Raw genomic sequence first — 14592 nt, 5'->3', positions numbered from 1 at the left:
GATGAAACGACTTGTTGCCGCTCTGATCTGTATCTCCGCTTTGTTTATGGTTAGGAGGGCATATGTTGCTCCCACTCCCGAAAGCTACGAGGATGTGCAGGCGATCTTCGACGACAACTGCGTGATGTGTCACGCAGGCCCGAAGGCACCGAAAGGTCTTCGGTTGGATGGCTACGAAAATGTGATAAAAGGCGGGCAAGGGGGTAATGTTGTTGAGAAGGGAAACCCGGAAGTGAGTGAGTTAGTGAAGAGAATTCGGGGAACCAGCACGCCGCGTATGCCGCTCTCGGGTCCGCCTTGGCTTGATGAAGCCGAAATAAAGTTGATTGAAGATTGGATACGAAACGGTGCATCGCCCCCTACTGTCCGATCCTCAAAAACCAAAAGCGTTTCTGAACCTGCTGAACCCCCTAAACCGGGAGGTGGCATCACCTACGCGGATGTCGCGCAAATCTTCAAAGCCAACTGCGTGAAATGCCACAACCACAAAGGCTTGATGGGGCCGCCGCCGGAGGGACTTGTTCTTTCGAGCTATCAAGAGATTATGAATGGAACGGAGAGGGCGTATGTTATTCCCGGCAATCCTGATGCAAGCGAACTCATCCGGAAGATTCGCGGGCAATCACTTCCGCGTATGCCGTTTGACGGGCCGCCGTACCTTACCGCCAATGAGATTGTCCTTGTCGAACGTTGGGTGGGGGAGGGAGCAAAAGATGAATCGGGCGTCACGGCTGAAGTTCCCGTCGGACGAAAAGTCCGGCTCGGCGGACAACTCACCGGCACCGCGTTGCTCGATGGGTTGCCCCTTCTAATCAATCGCCGGACGGAGATCAAGAAGAAAACAGCGCCTGGAAGCTACGTTGAAGTTCTCGGCAGAGTGATGAAGGATGGCGGAATTGCGGCAGAACGGATCAGAGAGCGATAATGCTTAATACCGGAAGAAAGCGAAATGCCCCGGCAGGTTGGCTTGCTGGGGCACTTCTGTTTCTCAATCGGATGAGATCATTTTGTTCTGAAGAATTCGATGCGCCGGTTGCGCTGTCGTCCTTCTGCCGTCAGATTCGTATCAATGGGATAATCCTGACCGAAGCCTGTTGCCGTGATTCGATTTGCCGCGATACCCCTGTTGAGTAGCCACAAACGCACTGCGTCAGCGCGACGTTGTGAAAGTCCGTCATTGAGCGATCGCGAACCTGTATTGTCCGTATGCCCGCGAATCTCCACCGTCATGTCGGGATGTTGGCGGAGCGTGTTGAGGGCAAGGGTCAGAATGTCTTCGGAAACGGGGGTGATCGTCGCCTTGCCGGTTTGGAAGACGATCCCTTCTAACACGACGGCCTGTCCCACCTCGGCTTTGAGTTCGCGTTTCTGAACGGGAAAATCATCACTCTTGTCAAGCGGATTAGTCCCCCGCTTCACCTCTGTGCCGTCATCCACACCGCCGCCATCAGTGTCTTTGTTGCGCGGGTCTGTTCTGTAGCGGAGAATCTCATCGCCATCGCTTAAACTATCGCCATCAGTATCTGCTTTCAGGGGATCGGTGCCATACTTGAGCACTTCATCGCCATCGGTCAGGCCGTCGCCATCGGTATCGGGCTTCAGCGGATTGGTTTCGTATTTGAGCACTTCATGTCCGTCATTCAACCCATCCTCATCGGAATCGGTACGGTTCGGAAACGTCTTGTACTTGAGAACCTCATCTCCATCACTCAACCCGTCGCCGTCAGTATCCCACTTCAGCGGATTGGTATTGTGGCGGAAAATCTCTTCGCCGTCTTTCAGTCCGTCGCCGTCGCTGTCGGCATTGTAAGGATTCGTGCCGTACCTTCGTTCTTCCGTATTGGTAAGCCCGTCGTTGTCCGGGTCATCATCATCATCGTTCTTACCGAAATAGAAATTGAAACCGAGCCGTCCCGTCGGATACCAATCGGCAATGCCGGGCCTGGTCGATTGCTCGATGATGCTGTTGCCCTTCCAATCATCTGTGTAGTCATCCATAATGCGTGCACCGAGGTCGATGGCAAAAGAGACGTTCTGGGACATCGGAATCTCAAAGCCAAACCCGACAGGAATGTGGAGGGTCCGCTTAATGCGATCCCCGCCATCCGGGATGTGGTTGTCAAAGCGATCCTGTCTCAGATAGGCCGCTCCGCCGATTCCGGCATACACGTACGGCCGGAAGTCGAGAGTAATGGGGTAGTTGTACACAACGATGAAATTCGCGCTGGCCATGCTGAGTGCCATATACTCGCTCAATGGTGGTGATGCCGGGTTTGGTGCAACGGTCTCCGGATGTTCAATGCCAATCAGCCTGTCATACCCGAGCATGATGCCGAACGAGAATCGCCGGGACAATCCATACCGGAGGACAAGATCTCCTCCCGGAGAGGCGCGCCGCGTATTGAGATCGCTGATCCAGATATTTGCTCCTCCGTGAAAGCTCAACGACCATTTGCCATCCGTGGAGAACATCGGCGTTTTTTTTACAGCTTGTTGCGACAAGCCGGAATGAACGTCAAGAAGCATGAGAAATGCGGCCAGCATGAAGAACTTCATCGGGTATTCCTTTCTTTCATCTACATGTATGCGAGGTGCATGGCAACAGAGCGGCGGGCAGCAAATGCGCGCGTGCCAGTTGGTTCAAGAAGAGGGAAAGATTCTTGTTGAGTGGGTGAAGCCGACTATGCCTGCCGCTCCGGGGGAAAGAGTATTGAGGGTAGAAGCGGTAATTCCGGCGACTGTGCTCGTCGGTAAGTTAAGAACTCACATCTGCGATGTTTGTGAAGTGGAGCAAGACCAAAGATAGTCGCACGGGTGACTCGTTTCGCTTGTCTTTTGACTTCAGATGTAGTACCTTTGGGCAGGAAGTTTCTTGACAGGTTCTTTCTCAACCTCTTTAGAACATCAGAGTATGATGGGGTAAAGAGGTTTTTGCATGTTTTGTGCTCCCAAACTCCAACGTGGGGGGAGGAGGGAAAGAAAATGACGGAGCAAACGCTTCTTGCAACCGGCCGGGCGTATGATACGAGCCTGACCCTGTTGCACGAATTGCTGGGCGAATACCCGGCGAGGGATTTCGACGTACGGTTCTGGAACGGGATGGTATGGGAAGCAGAACCGGATCAGCCGCGGCGGTTCACGCTTGTTCTTCAGCATCCCGGCGCACTGAGAAGCATGTTTCTGCCGCCCACCGAGTTGAGCCTTGCCGAGGCGTACATCTACAACGACTTCGATATTGAAGGGGATATTTCGGCCGTATTCCCGCTTGCTGATCATTTTATGAGTATCCGCAGAAGCTTCGCGGAAAAACTCCACTTCGGCAAACTTCTTCACAGTCTTCCTTCATCACCCCGCGGGCAACCCGGTCGGCGCGCCGCGGTGCTGGATGGCCGTCTGCATTCCCCTCAACGCGATTTCGACGCCGTTACGTACCACTACAACACATCCAATCAATTCTTCCGGCTGTTTCTGGATGCGCAGATGGTTTACTCGTGCGCGTACTTCGAAACATTGCACGACAATCTCGATACCGCACAAACCCGAAAACTCGACTACGTATGCCGAAAGCTGCGGCTCCGGCCCGGCGAACGGCTGCTCGATATCGGCTGCGGCTGGGGCGGATTGATTATTCACGCAGCAAAGAAGTACCGGGCCAAATGTGTCGGCATTACCTTGAGCCGGCTGCAAGCCGAATTTGCGCGGGAACGCATCCGTCAGGCCGGGCTTGAAGATCGGTGCCGCGTTGAAATGTGCGACTACCGCGACATTGATGCACCCTCGTCGTTCGACAAGCTTGCAAGCATCGGAATGCTCGAGCATGTGGGCGAAAAGCTTCTGCCCACATACTTCGAGCAGGCGTGGCGGCTGTTGCGTCCGGGCGGAGTATTTCTCAACCACGGCATAGCGCGTAATGCAACGGAGCCGTTGCCGGAAGAGCCGACCTTTTCCGACAGGTACGTATTTCCGGACGGCGAGCTTGTTCCGCTGCATACAACGCTGCATGCCGCGGAGAAGAGCGGATTTGAAGTGAGGGATGTGGAAAGCCTGAGGGAACACTACGCCGTTACTCTGCGAAACTGGGTTCGCCGCCTTGAAGCGCATTGTACCGAGGCGGTTGCAGCGACGGATGAAACCACGTACCGCGTGTGGCGGCTGTATATGTCCGGCTCGGCGTACTGGTTCTGGCGGGGGAAGCTGAATGTGTACCAATCACTCTTGGTGAAGTCGGTCGACGGGGTCAGCAACTTCCCGCTGACGCGGAACGATTGGTACGTGCAGTAACAACGCATTTTCATTTGAATGAGGAGGCGTGAAATGAAAAATCACATTGCAGTGTTCATTGTTGTTCCCCTTCTTGCCATTCTCGCAGAACGCAATCTCCTGAAGAACGGCAGCTTCGAGAGTTTCTCCGCCGGTGAGCCTGTCGGGTGGACAACCAACAACATTCCCACTATGGTCACTGTCGTTTCGGCTTCGCGGAACAGTTACGCCGGAAAGACCTCGGTGAAATGCGAGGTGAAAGAATTCTATGAAACGAAAATGGCGGGAATGATTTCTCAAAAGGACATTGAGGTGAAGAGTGGCGAACTGGTTTTGAAGGGGGCATATCTTCTCAAGTCTCTCGGGAAAGATGTCGGATACGTTGCCATCGATGTGAAATCCGCAACGAACAGCACGATAGCTTCATGCGAGCGATATTTCGAAGAATCGGGGCCGGACTTCATTCCGTTCACGATCAGCGCACGTCTGCCTGACAATGCGAGACGAATAGACATCCTGCTGACAGTGATGGCGGAGAAGGGAGCTGGCACAGCGCATGTCGGCTCATACATTTTGTACGATGCCCTCGATCTTCGGATCATCGGTAAGGAAACAGAAGAAGTGCCGTGAGAAACGGCCCATGTGTGTTGAACAAATGAGGGAGAACAATGATACTCGCACGTTTAACAAACTATCTTGACGGGAACGGCATCAAGTATATCGTGATCCACCACTCGCCGGCGTTCACCGCCCGCGAAGTTGCCGTTCTGGCACACATTCCCAGGAGTGAGGTGGCAAAAACCGTCATCGTGAAGGTTGATGGGAAAGCGATGATGGCTGTTCTGCCTGCATCCGAAATGGTGGATCTTGCCCTGTTGCGCACAGCGCTCAACGCAAATGCCGTTGTGCTCGCGACGGAGCGGGAGTTCAATACCCTCTTTCCCGATTGCGAAATCGGGGCAATGCCGCCGCTAGGGAATCTCTTCGGGATTGATGTTGTTGTCGCAGATTCCTTGAGGAACAATCAGGAAATCGCGTTCAACGGTGGAAACCACCGCGAAGTTCTGAAAATGTCGTATGCCGACTTTGAAAGACTTGTGAAGCCGCTTGTTCGAAAGTTCACGATGGAACGAAGGGTTCGCGCCGATCTCTTTGAACGGGGCATTAGCTGACGTATTGTTCCTGCACGGACAGCGGAAACATGCGTCATTGCTATCCGCGCAAAATTCTTGCCGGCAGCATAAACAGTCCTTTGATGAGCTGAAAGAGGGCGTCGACTGTAATGCCGACCAGCCTGAAGGGGAGAAGAACAAGCCAAATCAGCGGATAGAGAACCAGCGCCGCAATTGCGAGCGGCCAACAGATAACAAGCAAAATGAGCCAAAGAAGGAACTTCGTCATACTCAATACTCCGGTGGTGTATTGTGTAATACGTAGAATGTGTGCAAGAGTTGCCCCGCCCCGCGGCCTGTCGCACGTTCGCTGATTTCTTCTTACATTCCAAAGCGCTTTTACGGAACATGATGTCATCAGAACAGGAATCCCGAATGGCTCCGACTATCTGCATTTTTGAAGATCCTCAATACGTGAATCTTCTGCCTCTTGTGTATACTCGTCCTGTGTATGATCTTCGCTGCGGAATCCTGACGCTGCGCGAAAAGATCCTTCGCGCATATCCTAAAACACAACTGGCGTTGTTGTGCCGTCCGTATTTAGCGGAGGTCGTTCGCCGGCAGAATCCAGGCGTTGAGGTGAACGAGGTGCACGAGTCGGGTTGCCTTTTGATCAATGGACGATTGTTGGCGGGAACCGGGCTCGCGAAGCAGATTCCCATTCGGGGAGATGACGCCGTGTATCTGTCCGGCAACACGGTCGTTGCCGTTCGTATCAACGCAGGCCGTCACAGATCGCTGAAGCACGATTTTTCGGAGGTGTTCGATGCAGAACACTTCTCCGAACTTGAAAAGGTACAGGTTGACGTGAATCTTATCAGATACCCGTGGGACCTTGTTCAACACAATGGCGAGCAGATAGCTGCCGATTACAAGTCCATCACTTTGGGAAAGAAGAGTCGGGGGATAATCCTCCCGGGTGTTCATTTCATCAACAAACGGAGGATATTTATTGATACCGGGGCACAGGTTAAGGCAGGAGCCGTACTTGATGCATCGAACGGGCCGATCTATGTCGGCAAGAATGCCGAGATTCTGCCGAACGCAGTCATTGAAGGCCCGGCAAGTATTGGAATGGGGACACGGATCAAGATCGGGGCGAAGATCTATGAGAGAACCAGTATCGGCGAGATGTGCAAAGTTGGCGGGGAGGTGGAAGCAAGCATCATTCACTCCTACTCCAACAAACAGCATGATGGGTTTCTCGGCCACTCGTATCTCGGTATGTGGTGCAACCTCGGTGCCGATACGAATACGAGCGACCTGAAGAACAATTACGGAAATGTCCGTGTGACGATCAACGGCAGAGAGGTGGATAGCGGTTCGCAGTTTGTCGGCTTGACGATGGGCGATCATTCCAAAAGCGGGATTAACACGATGTTCAATACCGGGACGGTTGTCGGAGTTTCGAGCAATGTGTACGGGGCAGGATTTCCACCCAAGACTATTCCCTCTTTTTCCTGGGGCGGTGCAGAAGGTTTGATGGAGTATCGTATCGACAGCGCCATTGACGTCTGCCGTCGTGTCATGGCCCGCCGGGCAATCGAAATGACTGAAGCAGACGAGAAACTTATGAAAACGATATTCGATCTGACGAAGAAGGAAAGAGAAGCGCTGTGAAGATTCTGGCGTTATCAGATATTCACGGTGCGTACCGGAGAATGCTGGACATCGTCAACTTCCACTCTTCTGTTGACGTTATCGTCGTTGCCGGCGACCTGACAACCAACGGTTCACCCGAGGAAGCAGAAGAGGCGATCGATCAGCTGCAACGCTTTCGGAAACCGTTGCTGGTTGTTGCCGGGAACATGGACCCCCCGCTGCTTGATGATGTGTTCGTCAGACTTGGTGTCTCATTAAACGGACGCGGGGTTGTGATTAGTGGTGTCGGATTCTCCGGAGTCTCGGCATCGCCCATCTCGCCGCTGAGAACACCGAACGAAATATCTGAGGAAGAAATTTCCGCACGAGCCGAACTTGGCTTGATGCAAGTTTCCGGCGCGGAGATAAACCTCTTCGTTCCACATTCCCCGCCGTTGAACACAAAGCTCGACAGGGTTCATACCGGCAGACATGTTGGCAGTTCCGCGGTGCGATCATTCATCGAAAAACATCAACCGCATGTCGTCATTTGTGGACATATTCATGAAGCGAGAGGCGTCGATAGAATTGGATCTGCCGAGATCATCAATTGCGGTCCGGTCGGGAGCGGGTTCTACGGACTGATTTCCATCGGCGAGGATGTTGTAGTCGAGTGTTGTGAAATGAGTTAGCGGTACCGGAAACAAGAACGCCTTCCGTAGGGAAGGCGTTCTTCAATCTGACAAAAAAATCCAGATTAGCTATCTGTCTTCAGGTAGAAAGGAAGCTGCTGACGCATGCGCTCGCGCTTTGCACGGTATGCCATCTCTTTCTTTTTGCAGCTTGGGCAGCGATAGGCCCCTACCTGACCCCGGAATTCGTTACCGCAGTCCCGGCAGATAGTTGAACCGCGTTTCTTCATTCTTGCATCGCCTTTGTAGTTCATAGGTGTTTTCTCCTCGCACAATATAACTAATTTTCAGAGAAAAAGGTTCAGAATTTGTCCTATTTTTGGGAATGCAGCTTGAAAAACAGGCCATTTTCGACAATCTGCGATTAATTTTTTTTATGGATTGCCCAAAGTACAAGCCTGAACACAACTTACAGCGACTGCCAGTTCCGCTTGGAACTCAGGATTGCCGTGCTTCTTGAATTCGAGAACATCTATCGGTAGATTCTTCCGCTTTGACCTGCATGGATTGAACCCGTTTACACGAAACAACTTAGTGCAAATGAGAAAACCAAAACTGTCAGCAACCAAGCAAAAGCATCTTATCAGGATAGCTAAGTTGGCGAAGGAAAACTCTTACTCACCATACTCTAAGTTCCGGGTTGGTGCAGCGTTGCTTGCCGGCAATGGGCGTATATTTTCCGGTTGCAACGTGGAGAATAGTTCCTATTCGCTGACAACTTGCGCCGAGCGGAATGCGCTCTTCAAGGCCGTCAGCGAAGGTTCGACGGACTTCATCTCGATAGCAATCGCTTCAGATGACACTGGCCTACTCCCACCGTGCGGCGCGTGCAGGCAAGTCCTTTCGGAATTTGCCCCTGACATCGAAGTGATCCTTACATCTTCACAGGGAGATGTCAAACTGACATCATTAAAAAAACTCTTTCCTATGCCTGCCGACCTGAAGAAGCTCGGCTCCCGCGCTTCGAAACAATAGTCGGGTTGCGATGCTGAAAGGAAAGTCAGGAAGACACCAGCAGATCTGGTCGACAGTTGAGAAGGTGCCGCGGGGAAAAGTCGCAACGTATGGACAAGTTGCCCGCCTAAGCAAGCTGTCCCAACAAGCACGGCTTGTTGGATATGCTCTTCACGCGCTTCCGCACGGCATACAGATTCCATGGCACCGGGTGATCAATTCAAAAGGCATGATATCATTTCCTGCGAATTCGGACGCATTCAAACGACAGAAAAATCTGTTGGAGAAAGAGGGGGTAATTTTCGTGAAGGGAAGAATTGACCTGAACGTGTTCGGCTGGAAGAAGTACAACAAGACTCCATTACCCATCTATAAGTCAATGAACAAGAAACGCGAGAAAATCCGTTGTGCCTGGAGCGGCACCGACCCGCTGTACATCAAGTATCACGACGAGGAGTGGGGAGTTCCCCAGCATGATGACAGGAAGTTGTTTGAGATGTTGATTCTTGAAGGCGCGCAAGCCGGACTGAGCTGGATAACCATTCTGCGCAAGCGCGAGAACTACCGAAAGGCATTCGACAACTTCAATGCACGAAAGATCGCAGCATACAACAAGAGGAAAACAGACGCGTTGCTGAAGAACGAAGGCATTGTCCGGAACAGGCTGAAGATTAACGCCGCCGTCTTGAATGCACAGGCATATCTGAATGTGCAGAAGGAGTTCGGCAGCTTCGACACATACATCTGGCAATTTGTCGGAGGCAAACCGATTCGAAACAGGCGGAAATCTCTAAAGGAAATTCCTGCAACAACCCCCGAATCCGATGCGATGAGTAGGGACTTGAAGAAACGCGGATTCAAATTCGTGGGCTCGACAATCTGTTACGCGTTCATGCAGGCAACTGGAATGGCGAATGATCACACGAAAGATTGCTGGAAGTACCGGTAAGTGCTGCAATATGAACCGAATTTAATTGGTTTGGTTCATTTTCTTCACATTTGGAAGTGTGAAGAACCGTCGTGCGGATTGTATTCGCAGCGAGAAACCCGTATTTTGAACAATCTAAAAATCACGAATGGCCGGCGCCATTCACCATAATACACTTTCAAGGAACAATCTCTAATGAAATACGCACTCGTTGTTGCCATGAGCATGATTCTGCTTGCCTGCCAGGGGAACACACAGAACAAGGTTGAGCTGAAAACGACACAGGATAGCGTGAGTTATGCCATCGGCACCAACATCGGCACAAACTTGAAGCAACAAAAAGTCGAAGTCAACGTTGCCGCGCTTGCAGCAGGCATTCAGCATGTTGTTGACAGCGCCCAGGTGATGCTCACTGAGGAGCAAGCTCAGCAAGTGATGACGGCATTCCAGCAGCGTATGATGGCGAAGCACCAGGAAGAAGCATCTGCCGCGGGCGAAAAGAACAGAATCGATGGTGAAGCCTTTCTTGCAGCAAACAAGAACAAGGAAGGCGTAAAAGTAACGGCAAGCGGCTTGCAGTACAAAATTCTTAAAATGGGTACAGGCCCGAAGCCGAAAGCCGACCAGACGGTTACGGTTCATTACCGCGGCACGCTGATTGACGGAACGGAATTCGACAGTTCGTACAAACGCGGCGAGCCTGCGACGTTCGGCGTGGGGCAAGTCATCGGCGGATGGACAGAGGCGTTGCAGTTGATGCCGGAAGGCTCGAAGTGGGAACTCTACATTCCTTCCAATCTTGCTTATGGCGATCGCGGAGCCGGACCGACGATACAAGCCGGTGCAACACTGATCTTTGAGGTCGAGCTGCTTTCGGTGAAGTAGTCGGTTCTTTTTGTTATCTTACAAACCGCAGGGTGGCATGACATCCTGCGGTTTTTTCATTTCCGAAAGGAACCCATGAATTCCATTGCAGAAAATTACGTCAAACTCGTTCTTGCCGTCGGCCAACACGATGCGGATTATGTCGACGCGTACCACGGCCCTTCGGGATGGATGGATGAAGCAAGAGCGACCCCAAAACCGCTTGAACGGATTCAAGTCGAAGCAGCTGGAGCAGTCAAGGAGATTCATGCGATGAAGCAAAGCCTGTCAAACGAATCTGAGAAGCTGCGGTTTCATTATCTTGCCGGGCAACTCGAATCACTATTGGCACGAGTCGAAATACTGCAGGGCAAGAAATTCTCCTTTGACCAAGAGTCGAAGGCGCTGTATGACGCCGTTGCGCCGACCTACCCGGAAACCCATTTCAGGACCATTTTACAGGAGATGGCCGCGCAACTCCCCGGTTCGGGAAGTGTGCAGCAGCGTTATGACGCGTTCAAGAGTCAGTTCATCATTCCCAAAGAAAAACTCGATTCCGTTTTCAAGGCCGCCATCGAGGAATGCCGGAAACGAACAAAGCAACACATCGATCTTCCTGAACACGAAAGCTTTGTTGTGGAATACGTTACCGACAAGGCTTGGAGCGGCTACAACTGGTTCAAAGGGAATGCTTACAGCCTTATTCAAATGAACACCGACCTGCCAATTTACATCGACCGGGCCGTTGACCTTGCCGCCCACGAAGGATATCCGGGTCATCATGTGTACAATGCGTTGCTTGAGCAAAATCTTCTGAAGAAGAACGGTTGGCTCGAATTCAGTGTCTATGCTCTCTTTAGTCCACAATCGCTGATCGCGGAAGGGACTGCGAACTTCGGAATTGATGTTGTGTTCAGCCCGAAAGAACGAATCGAGTTTGAACGTGAAGTGCTTTTTCCACTTGCGGGTCTTGATTCGTCAAAAGCGGAACTCTACTACAACATTCACGCGCTATTCATGAAGCTTGCCTACGCCGGCAACGAAGCGGCGCGGGGATATCTTGATGAAAAAATGACCAAGGATGAAGCAATCCAATGGTTGATGGAGTACGCCCTCTTCTCGCATGAACGGGCCGTGCAGCGTATCAAGTTTTTCGATGCCTACAGAAGCTACGTTATCAACTACAATCTCGGCCAGGACATGGTGAAGAAATACATTGAGTCAAGAGGTGGCACGCCGGAGAATGCAGGAAAGCGATGGGAAGAGTTCACGAGGCTCATTTCGTCTCCGCGGCTCCCGTCGGGGCTCGTTGTACCGTCTTGACAACACCGGCTTTTCGGCGTACCATACGGTGACAGAGGATCAAATGCAGCAGGCACAAACGCTGAACGAGTTGCTTGCCGGTCAGGCGGCAAAAGGCGATTTGTATGAGAAGATGCCCAACACATGGGTCCGATGCGTTGCGTGCGGCCACCGCTGCAAAATAGCCCCCGATCATGAAGGCATCTGCAAGGTTCGCTTCAACAAGGGGGGCGAGTTGTACGTGCCGCGTGGATACGTTGCTGGACTCCAAATCGATCCGATAGAGAAGAAGCCCTTCTTTCATGCTCTTCCCGGAGCAAAAGCACTCAGTTTCGGTATGTTGGGATGTGACTATCACTGTGCCTATTGCCAGAATTGGCTGACATCGCAAGCTCTTCGAGATCCCCTTGCCGGTACACCGCCCGACATTATGTCGGCAGAACAAATCGTGGCAATTGCCCTCGACAGGCACATTCCCGTACTGACCAGCACATACAACGAGCCGTTGATAACCAGCGAGTGGGCGGTTGAGATATTCAAGCTTGCGAAAAAGTACAACATTAAGTGTTCGTATGTTTCAAACGGCAACGGAACGCCCGAAGTGCTGGATTACATCCGGCCGCATGTCGACCTGTACAAGATAGATCTCAAGAGTTTCCGGCAGAAGAACTACCGGCAGTTAGGCGGGAAACTGGAGAACGTTCTATTCACCATCCAACGCCTGAATGAACTCGGCATCTGGCTCGAAGTTGTTACGCTGGTGATTCCCGGCTTCAATGACTCGGATGACGAGTTGAACGACATTGCACGATTCCTCGCGTCCGTATCTCCCGAGATTCCCTGGCATGTAACCGCATTTCATCAAGACTACAGGATGACTGACCCTGATAATACGCCCGCAGGGACACTCATCCGTGCCGCGGACATCGGATATAACGCGGGGTTGCATTTTGTATACGCCGGAAACTTGCCGGGCATGCTCGGCAAGTACGAGAACACCCGGTGCCCGTCGTGCCGCGAAGTGCTGATTGAACGGCATGGCTTTACCGTCGTGAAGAATGGGCTGGTAGATGGCGAATGCCCGAAATGCAGGCACATCATTCCGGGAGTCTGGCATTAGGCATTCTGCGCAAACTTACCTTCAGTGAAATTCTCCCCCAAAATATCCCTCATCGTTGCGGTGTACAACAAGCCCGAAAACCTCCGTCTCGTGCTTGCGGCATGTGGGCGTCAGTCATTTGTAGAGTGTGAAGTGATTATCGCCGATGATGGTTCGGGCCCCGCAGTAAAGGATGTTGTAGCGGAGGCGCGGAGCCTCTACACCATCCCCATCACTCACCTCTGGCATGATGACAACGGCTGGCGCAAGAACACCATGCTGAACAACGCTATTCGCGCTTCATCAACAGAGTATCTCGTCTTCATCGACGGTGATTGTCTGCCCGGCAAGGATTTTCTTTTTGATCACTGGAATGAGAGAGAAGAGAACAAAATGCTGATGGGAAGAAGAGTCGAAACCAGCGAGCGGTGGTCGAAGGCCCTGACAATTGACAAAGTCCGAAGCGGCGAGTTTGAGCGCTACGGGTGGAGAGAATGGGTTGACGGACTGAAAGGGCATTCCCTTCGTGTAGAAGACGGAATCAGAATTCCGAGCAGGATCATGAGAGCGCTGTTGCTGCGCAATGTGAAAGGAATGCTCGGCAGCAATTTTTCCGTTGCGAAGAAACACCTTCAGGCAATCAACGGATTCGACGAATTGTACAACGGCCCCGGTTGCGGTGAAGATTCGGACATTCAGTATCGTCTCGGTTTGATTGGTGTAACGGGCAAGTCCATGAGGAATCTCGCCATACAATATCATATCTGGCATCCTCGAACACCGGCATCGCAAGCGTGTTGGGACAGATTTGAAATGATCAAGAAATCCAAAGAGCCGCGATGCGCAATAGGCTTGGCCGGGAAAACAGGAGACGCGGAAACAACAAGGGGCGAATGAGAATTCGCCCCCTTCAGTCAAAGTTCAGTCCTCGTCACTATCCATCTGCTTCATCGCATCCTCGAGATCACTTTTCACTTTCGTGTATCCCGCGGGAACCTCGAACTCCTTGGCCGGCGTTGCCCGCTGCTCGATCCTGGTCACCGTGTTTGTCACGGTATTGTTCATCATCGTCATGGTTGTCTGCATCGGGAAGCCGTCGATATCCTTGTACGCATCGGTGATTCCCTTTCCGAAGCGGGCCGACATTGAACTCATGCGTTTTGCAAATTCCTTCCAATCCCCCATCATCATGTCAAATCCCTTCACGTCCTTTGTTACCCACAATGACATGAATTCGTTGCCGTCACGTCGAACAACATATTTCGCGCAATCATATCCGTTGATACGTTTTTTCTCGGCAGTTCGCTTCACATCAATAGCCGCTTCTGCGTCGGCTCCCGGCATTGTTCCCCCCATCATTTTCATCATCATTTCGCGCTGCTCTTTCGGCATTCCCTCCATTTCTTTCTTCATTTTTTCCATGGCGGCATCCATCTTGCCGCCCGCCTTTTGCAACATGGCTTCCATTTCGTCAAACGTCACTTCGGAGTAGGTTTTCTTTTTCGGGTCAATCGACCAGAATACCTTTTTGTCAAGCCGTAGAACCATTACCGTGCCGTCGTTCGCGCCGCCTGATGAAACAGTCTTGAGCATCTTCGGCATTGCGTAGTTCTCCGTTGTGCCTTCGGCAACGGAGCCTTCGGTTTTTGTTTGCCAATAAAGCCCCTGCGCAAGCGCTGAAGCAGTGATGCAGAGGAAAGTGAGAAGAATAGCGGCTCTTTTCATGCGTACTCCTTGTCT

16 protein-coding genes are annotated in these 14592 nt (G+C 51.9%); 12 read left to right on the top strand and 4 right to left on the bottom strand.

Features of this window, described 5'->3' with window-relative positions:
* Position 1 precedes the first annotated feature (1 nt).
* Positions 2–925, top strand: a complete 924-nt coding sequence (locus KF749_11675) for a hypothetical protein (protein MBX2991811.1) — start codon at positions 2–4, stop codon at positions 923–925.
* A 77-nt stretch (positions 926–1002) separates the two neighbouring features.
* Here the strand turns inward: KF749_11675 and KF749_11670 are convergent, their stop codons facing one another.
* A complete protein-coding gene (locus KF749_11670; GenBank protein ID MBX2991810.1) occupies positions 1003–2556 on the bottom strand; it encodes an OmpA family protein in 1554 nt (517 codons plus the stop codon).
* A gap of 426 nt (positions 2557–2982) precedes the next feature.
* Between KF749_11670 and KF749_11665 the strand changes: the two genes are divergently transcribed.
* The 3 genes from KF749_11665 to KF749_11655 are packed head-to-tail and all read left to right on the top strand — an operon-like array spanning position 2983 to position 5432.
* Positions 2983–4281, top strand: coding sequence for a class I SAM-dependent methyltransferase (locus KF749_11665; GenBank protein ID MBX2991809.1), 1299 nt, complete (start codon positions 2983–2985; stop codon positions 4279–4281).
* A gap of 33 nt (positions 4282–4314) precedes the next feature.
* Positions 4315–4890 carry a hypothetical protein gene (locus tag KF749_11660; protein MBX2991808.1) on the top strand — a complete coding sequence of 192 codons (576 nt, stop codon included), beginning with the start codon at positions 4315–4317 and terminating at the stop codon, positions 4888–4890.
* Positions 4891–4928: 38 nt separating this feature from the next.
* Positions 4929–5432, top strand: coding sequence for a YbaK/EbsC family protein (locus KF749_11655; protein ID MBX2991807.1), 504 nt, complete (start codon positions 4929–4931; stop codon positions 5430–5432).
* A gap of 40 nt (positions 5433–5472) precedes the next feature.
* On the opposite strand, the gene KF749_11650 is transcribed toward KF749_11655, so the two are convergent.
* Positions 5473–5661 carry a hypothetical protein gene (locus tag KF749_11650; GenBank protein ID MBX2991806.1) on the bottom strand — a complete coding sequence of 63 codons (189 nt, stop codon included), beginning with the start codon at positions 5659–5661 and terminating at the stop codon, positions 5473–5475.
* Between the two features lie 146 nt (positions 5662–5807).
* On the opposite strand from KF749_11650, the gene KF749_11645 reads away from it, so the two are divergent.
* Complete coding sequence (locus KF749_11645) at positions 5808–7052, top strand: GlmU family protein (GenBank protein ID MBX2991805.1); 1245 nt, start codon at positions 5808–5810, stop codon at positions 7050–7052.
* Positions 7049–7705, top strand: coding sequence for a metallophosphoesterase family protein (locus KF749_11640; GenBank protein ID MBX2991804.1), 657 nt, complete (start codon positions 7049–7051; stop codon positions 7703–7705). The genes KF749_11645 and KF749_11640 overlap by 4 nt, the downstream gene beginning before the upstream one ends.
* Before the next feature lie 65 nt (positions 7706–7770).
* Here KF749_11640 and KF749_11635 read toward each other — a convergent pair whose 3' ends face one another.
* Positions 7771–7959 (bottom strand): hypothetical protein, encoded by a 189-nt coding sequence (locus KF749_11635; GenBank protein ID MBX2991803.1) that lies wholly within the window; start codon positions 7957–7959, stop codon positions 7771–7773.
* A gap of 286 nt (positions 7960–8245) precedes the next feature.
* Here KF749_11635 and cdd point away from each other — a divergent pair, with 286 nt between their 5' ends.
* The 6 genes from cdd (at position 8246) to KF749_11605 (ending at position 13749) form a co-directional block, all read left to right on the top strand.
* On the top strand, positions 8246–8680 hold the full coding sequence (gene cdd, locus KF749_11630) for a cytidine deaminase (protein ID MBX2991802.1): 435 nt from the start codon (positions 8246–8248) through the stop codon (positions 8678–8680).
* Positions 8681–8690: 10 nt separating this feature from the next.
* Complete coding sequence (gene tag / locus KF749_11625) at positions 8691–9608, top strand: DNA-3-methyladenine glycosylase I (GenBank protein MBX2991801.1); 918 nt, start codon at positions 8691–8693, stop codon at positions 9606–9608.
* A 174-nt stretch (positions 9609–9782) separates the two neighbouring features.
* A complete protein-coding gene (locus KF749_11620) occupies positions 9783–10472 on the top strand; it encodes an FKBP-type peptidyl-prolyl cis-trans isomerase (protein ID MBX2991800.1) in 690 nt (229 codons plus the stop codon).
* A 75-nt stretch (positions 10473–10547) separates the two neighbouring features.
* Entirely contained in the window at positions 10548–11774 is a 1227-nt protein-coding gene (locus tag KF749_11615; protein ID MBX2991799.1) for a hypothetical protein, read from the top strand.
* A 43-nt stretch (positions 11775–11817) separates the two neighbouring features.
* Positions 11818–12873 (top strand): AmmeMemoRadiSam system radical SAM enzyme, encoded by a 1056-nt coding sequence (gene amrS, locus KF749_11610; protein ID MBX2991798.1) that lies wholly within the window; start codon positions 11818–11820, stop codon positions 12871–12873.
* A gap of 24 nt (positions 12874–12897) precedes the next feature.
* Positions 12898–13749: a glycosyltransferase gene (locus KF749_11605; GenBank protein ID MBX2991797.1), complete on the top strand. Its 852-nt coding sequence runs from the start codon at positions 12898–12900 to the stop codon at positions 13747–13749.
* A gap of 24 nt (positions 13750–13773) precedes the next feature.
* Here KF749_11605 and KF749_11600 read toward each other — a convergent pair whose 3' ends face one another.
* Positions 13774–14577 (bottom strand): DUF4412 domain-containing protein, encoded by an 804-nt coding sequence (locus tag KF749_11600; protein MBX2991796.1) that lies wholly within the window; start codon positions 14575–14577, stop codon positions 13774–13776.
* Between the last annotated feature and the right edge of the window lie 15 nt (positions 14578–14592).

This window comes from Bacteroidota bacterium (assembly GCA_019637975.1).
Lineage (GTDB): Bacteria > Bacteroidota > Ignavibacteria > UBA10030 > UBA6906 > CAADGV01.
The sequence above is the reverse complement of the archived record's forward strand: the minus strand, read 5'-3'. Positions and strand labels throughout refer to the sequence as shown.

Coding starts and splice junctions, on each gene's coding strand:
- KF749_11675 (MBX2991811.1), top strand. CDS start 2: ATGAAACGACTTGTTGCCGCTCTGATCTGTATCTCCGCTTTGTTTATG.
- KF749_11670 (MBX2991810.1), bottom strand. CDS start 2,556: ATGAAGTTCTTCATGCTGGCCGCATTTCTCATGCTTCTTGACGTTCAT.
- KF749_11665 (MBX2991809.1), top strand. CDS start 2,983: ATGACGGAGCAAACGCTTCTTGCAACCGGCCGGGCGTATGATACGAGC.
- KF749_11660 (MBX2991808.1), top strand. CDS start 4,315: ATGAAAAATCACATTGCAGTGTTCATTGTTGTTCCCCTTCTTGCCATT.
- KF749_11655 (MBX2991807.1), top strand. CDS start 4,929: ATGATACTCGCACGTTTAACAAACTATCTTGACGGGAACGGCATCAAG.
- KF749_11650 (MBX2991806.1), bottom strand. CDS start 5,661: ATGACGAAGTTCCTTCTTTGGCTCATTTTGCTTGTTATCTGTTGGCCG.
- KF749_11645 (MBX2991805.1), top strand. CDS start 5,808: ATGGCTCCGACTATCTGCATTTTTGAAGATCCTCAATACGTGAATCTT.
- KF749_11635 (MBX2991803.1), bottom strand. CDS start 7,959: ATGAACTACAAAGGCGATGCAAGAATGAAGAAACGCGGTTCAACTATC.
- cdd (MBX2991802.1), top strand. CDS start 8,246: ATGAGAAAACCAAAACTGTCAGCAACCAAGCAAAAGCATCTTATCAGG.
- tag (MBX2991801.1), top strand. CDS start 8,691: ATGCTGAAAGGAAAGTCAGGAAGACACCAGCAGATCTGGTCGACAGTT.
- KF749_11620 (MBX2991800.1), top strand. CDS start 9,783: ATGAAATACGCACTCGTTGTTGCCATGAGCATGATTCTGCTTGCCTGC.
- KF749_11615 (MBX2991799.1), top strand. CDS start 10,548: ATGAATTCCATTGCAGAAAATTACGTCAAACTCGTTCTTGCCGTCGGC.
- amrS (MBX2991798.1), top strand. CDS start 11,818: ATGCAGCAGGCACAAACGCTGAACGAGTTGCTTGCCGGTCAGGCGGCA.
- KF749_11600 (MBX2991796.1), bottom strand. CDS start 14,577: ATGAAAAGAGCCGCTATTCTTCTCACTTTCCTCTGCATCACTGCTTCA.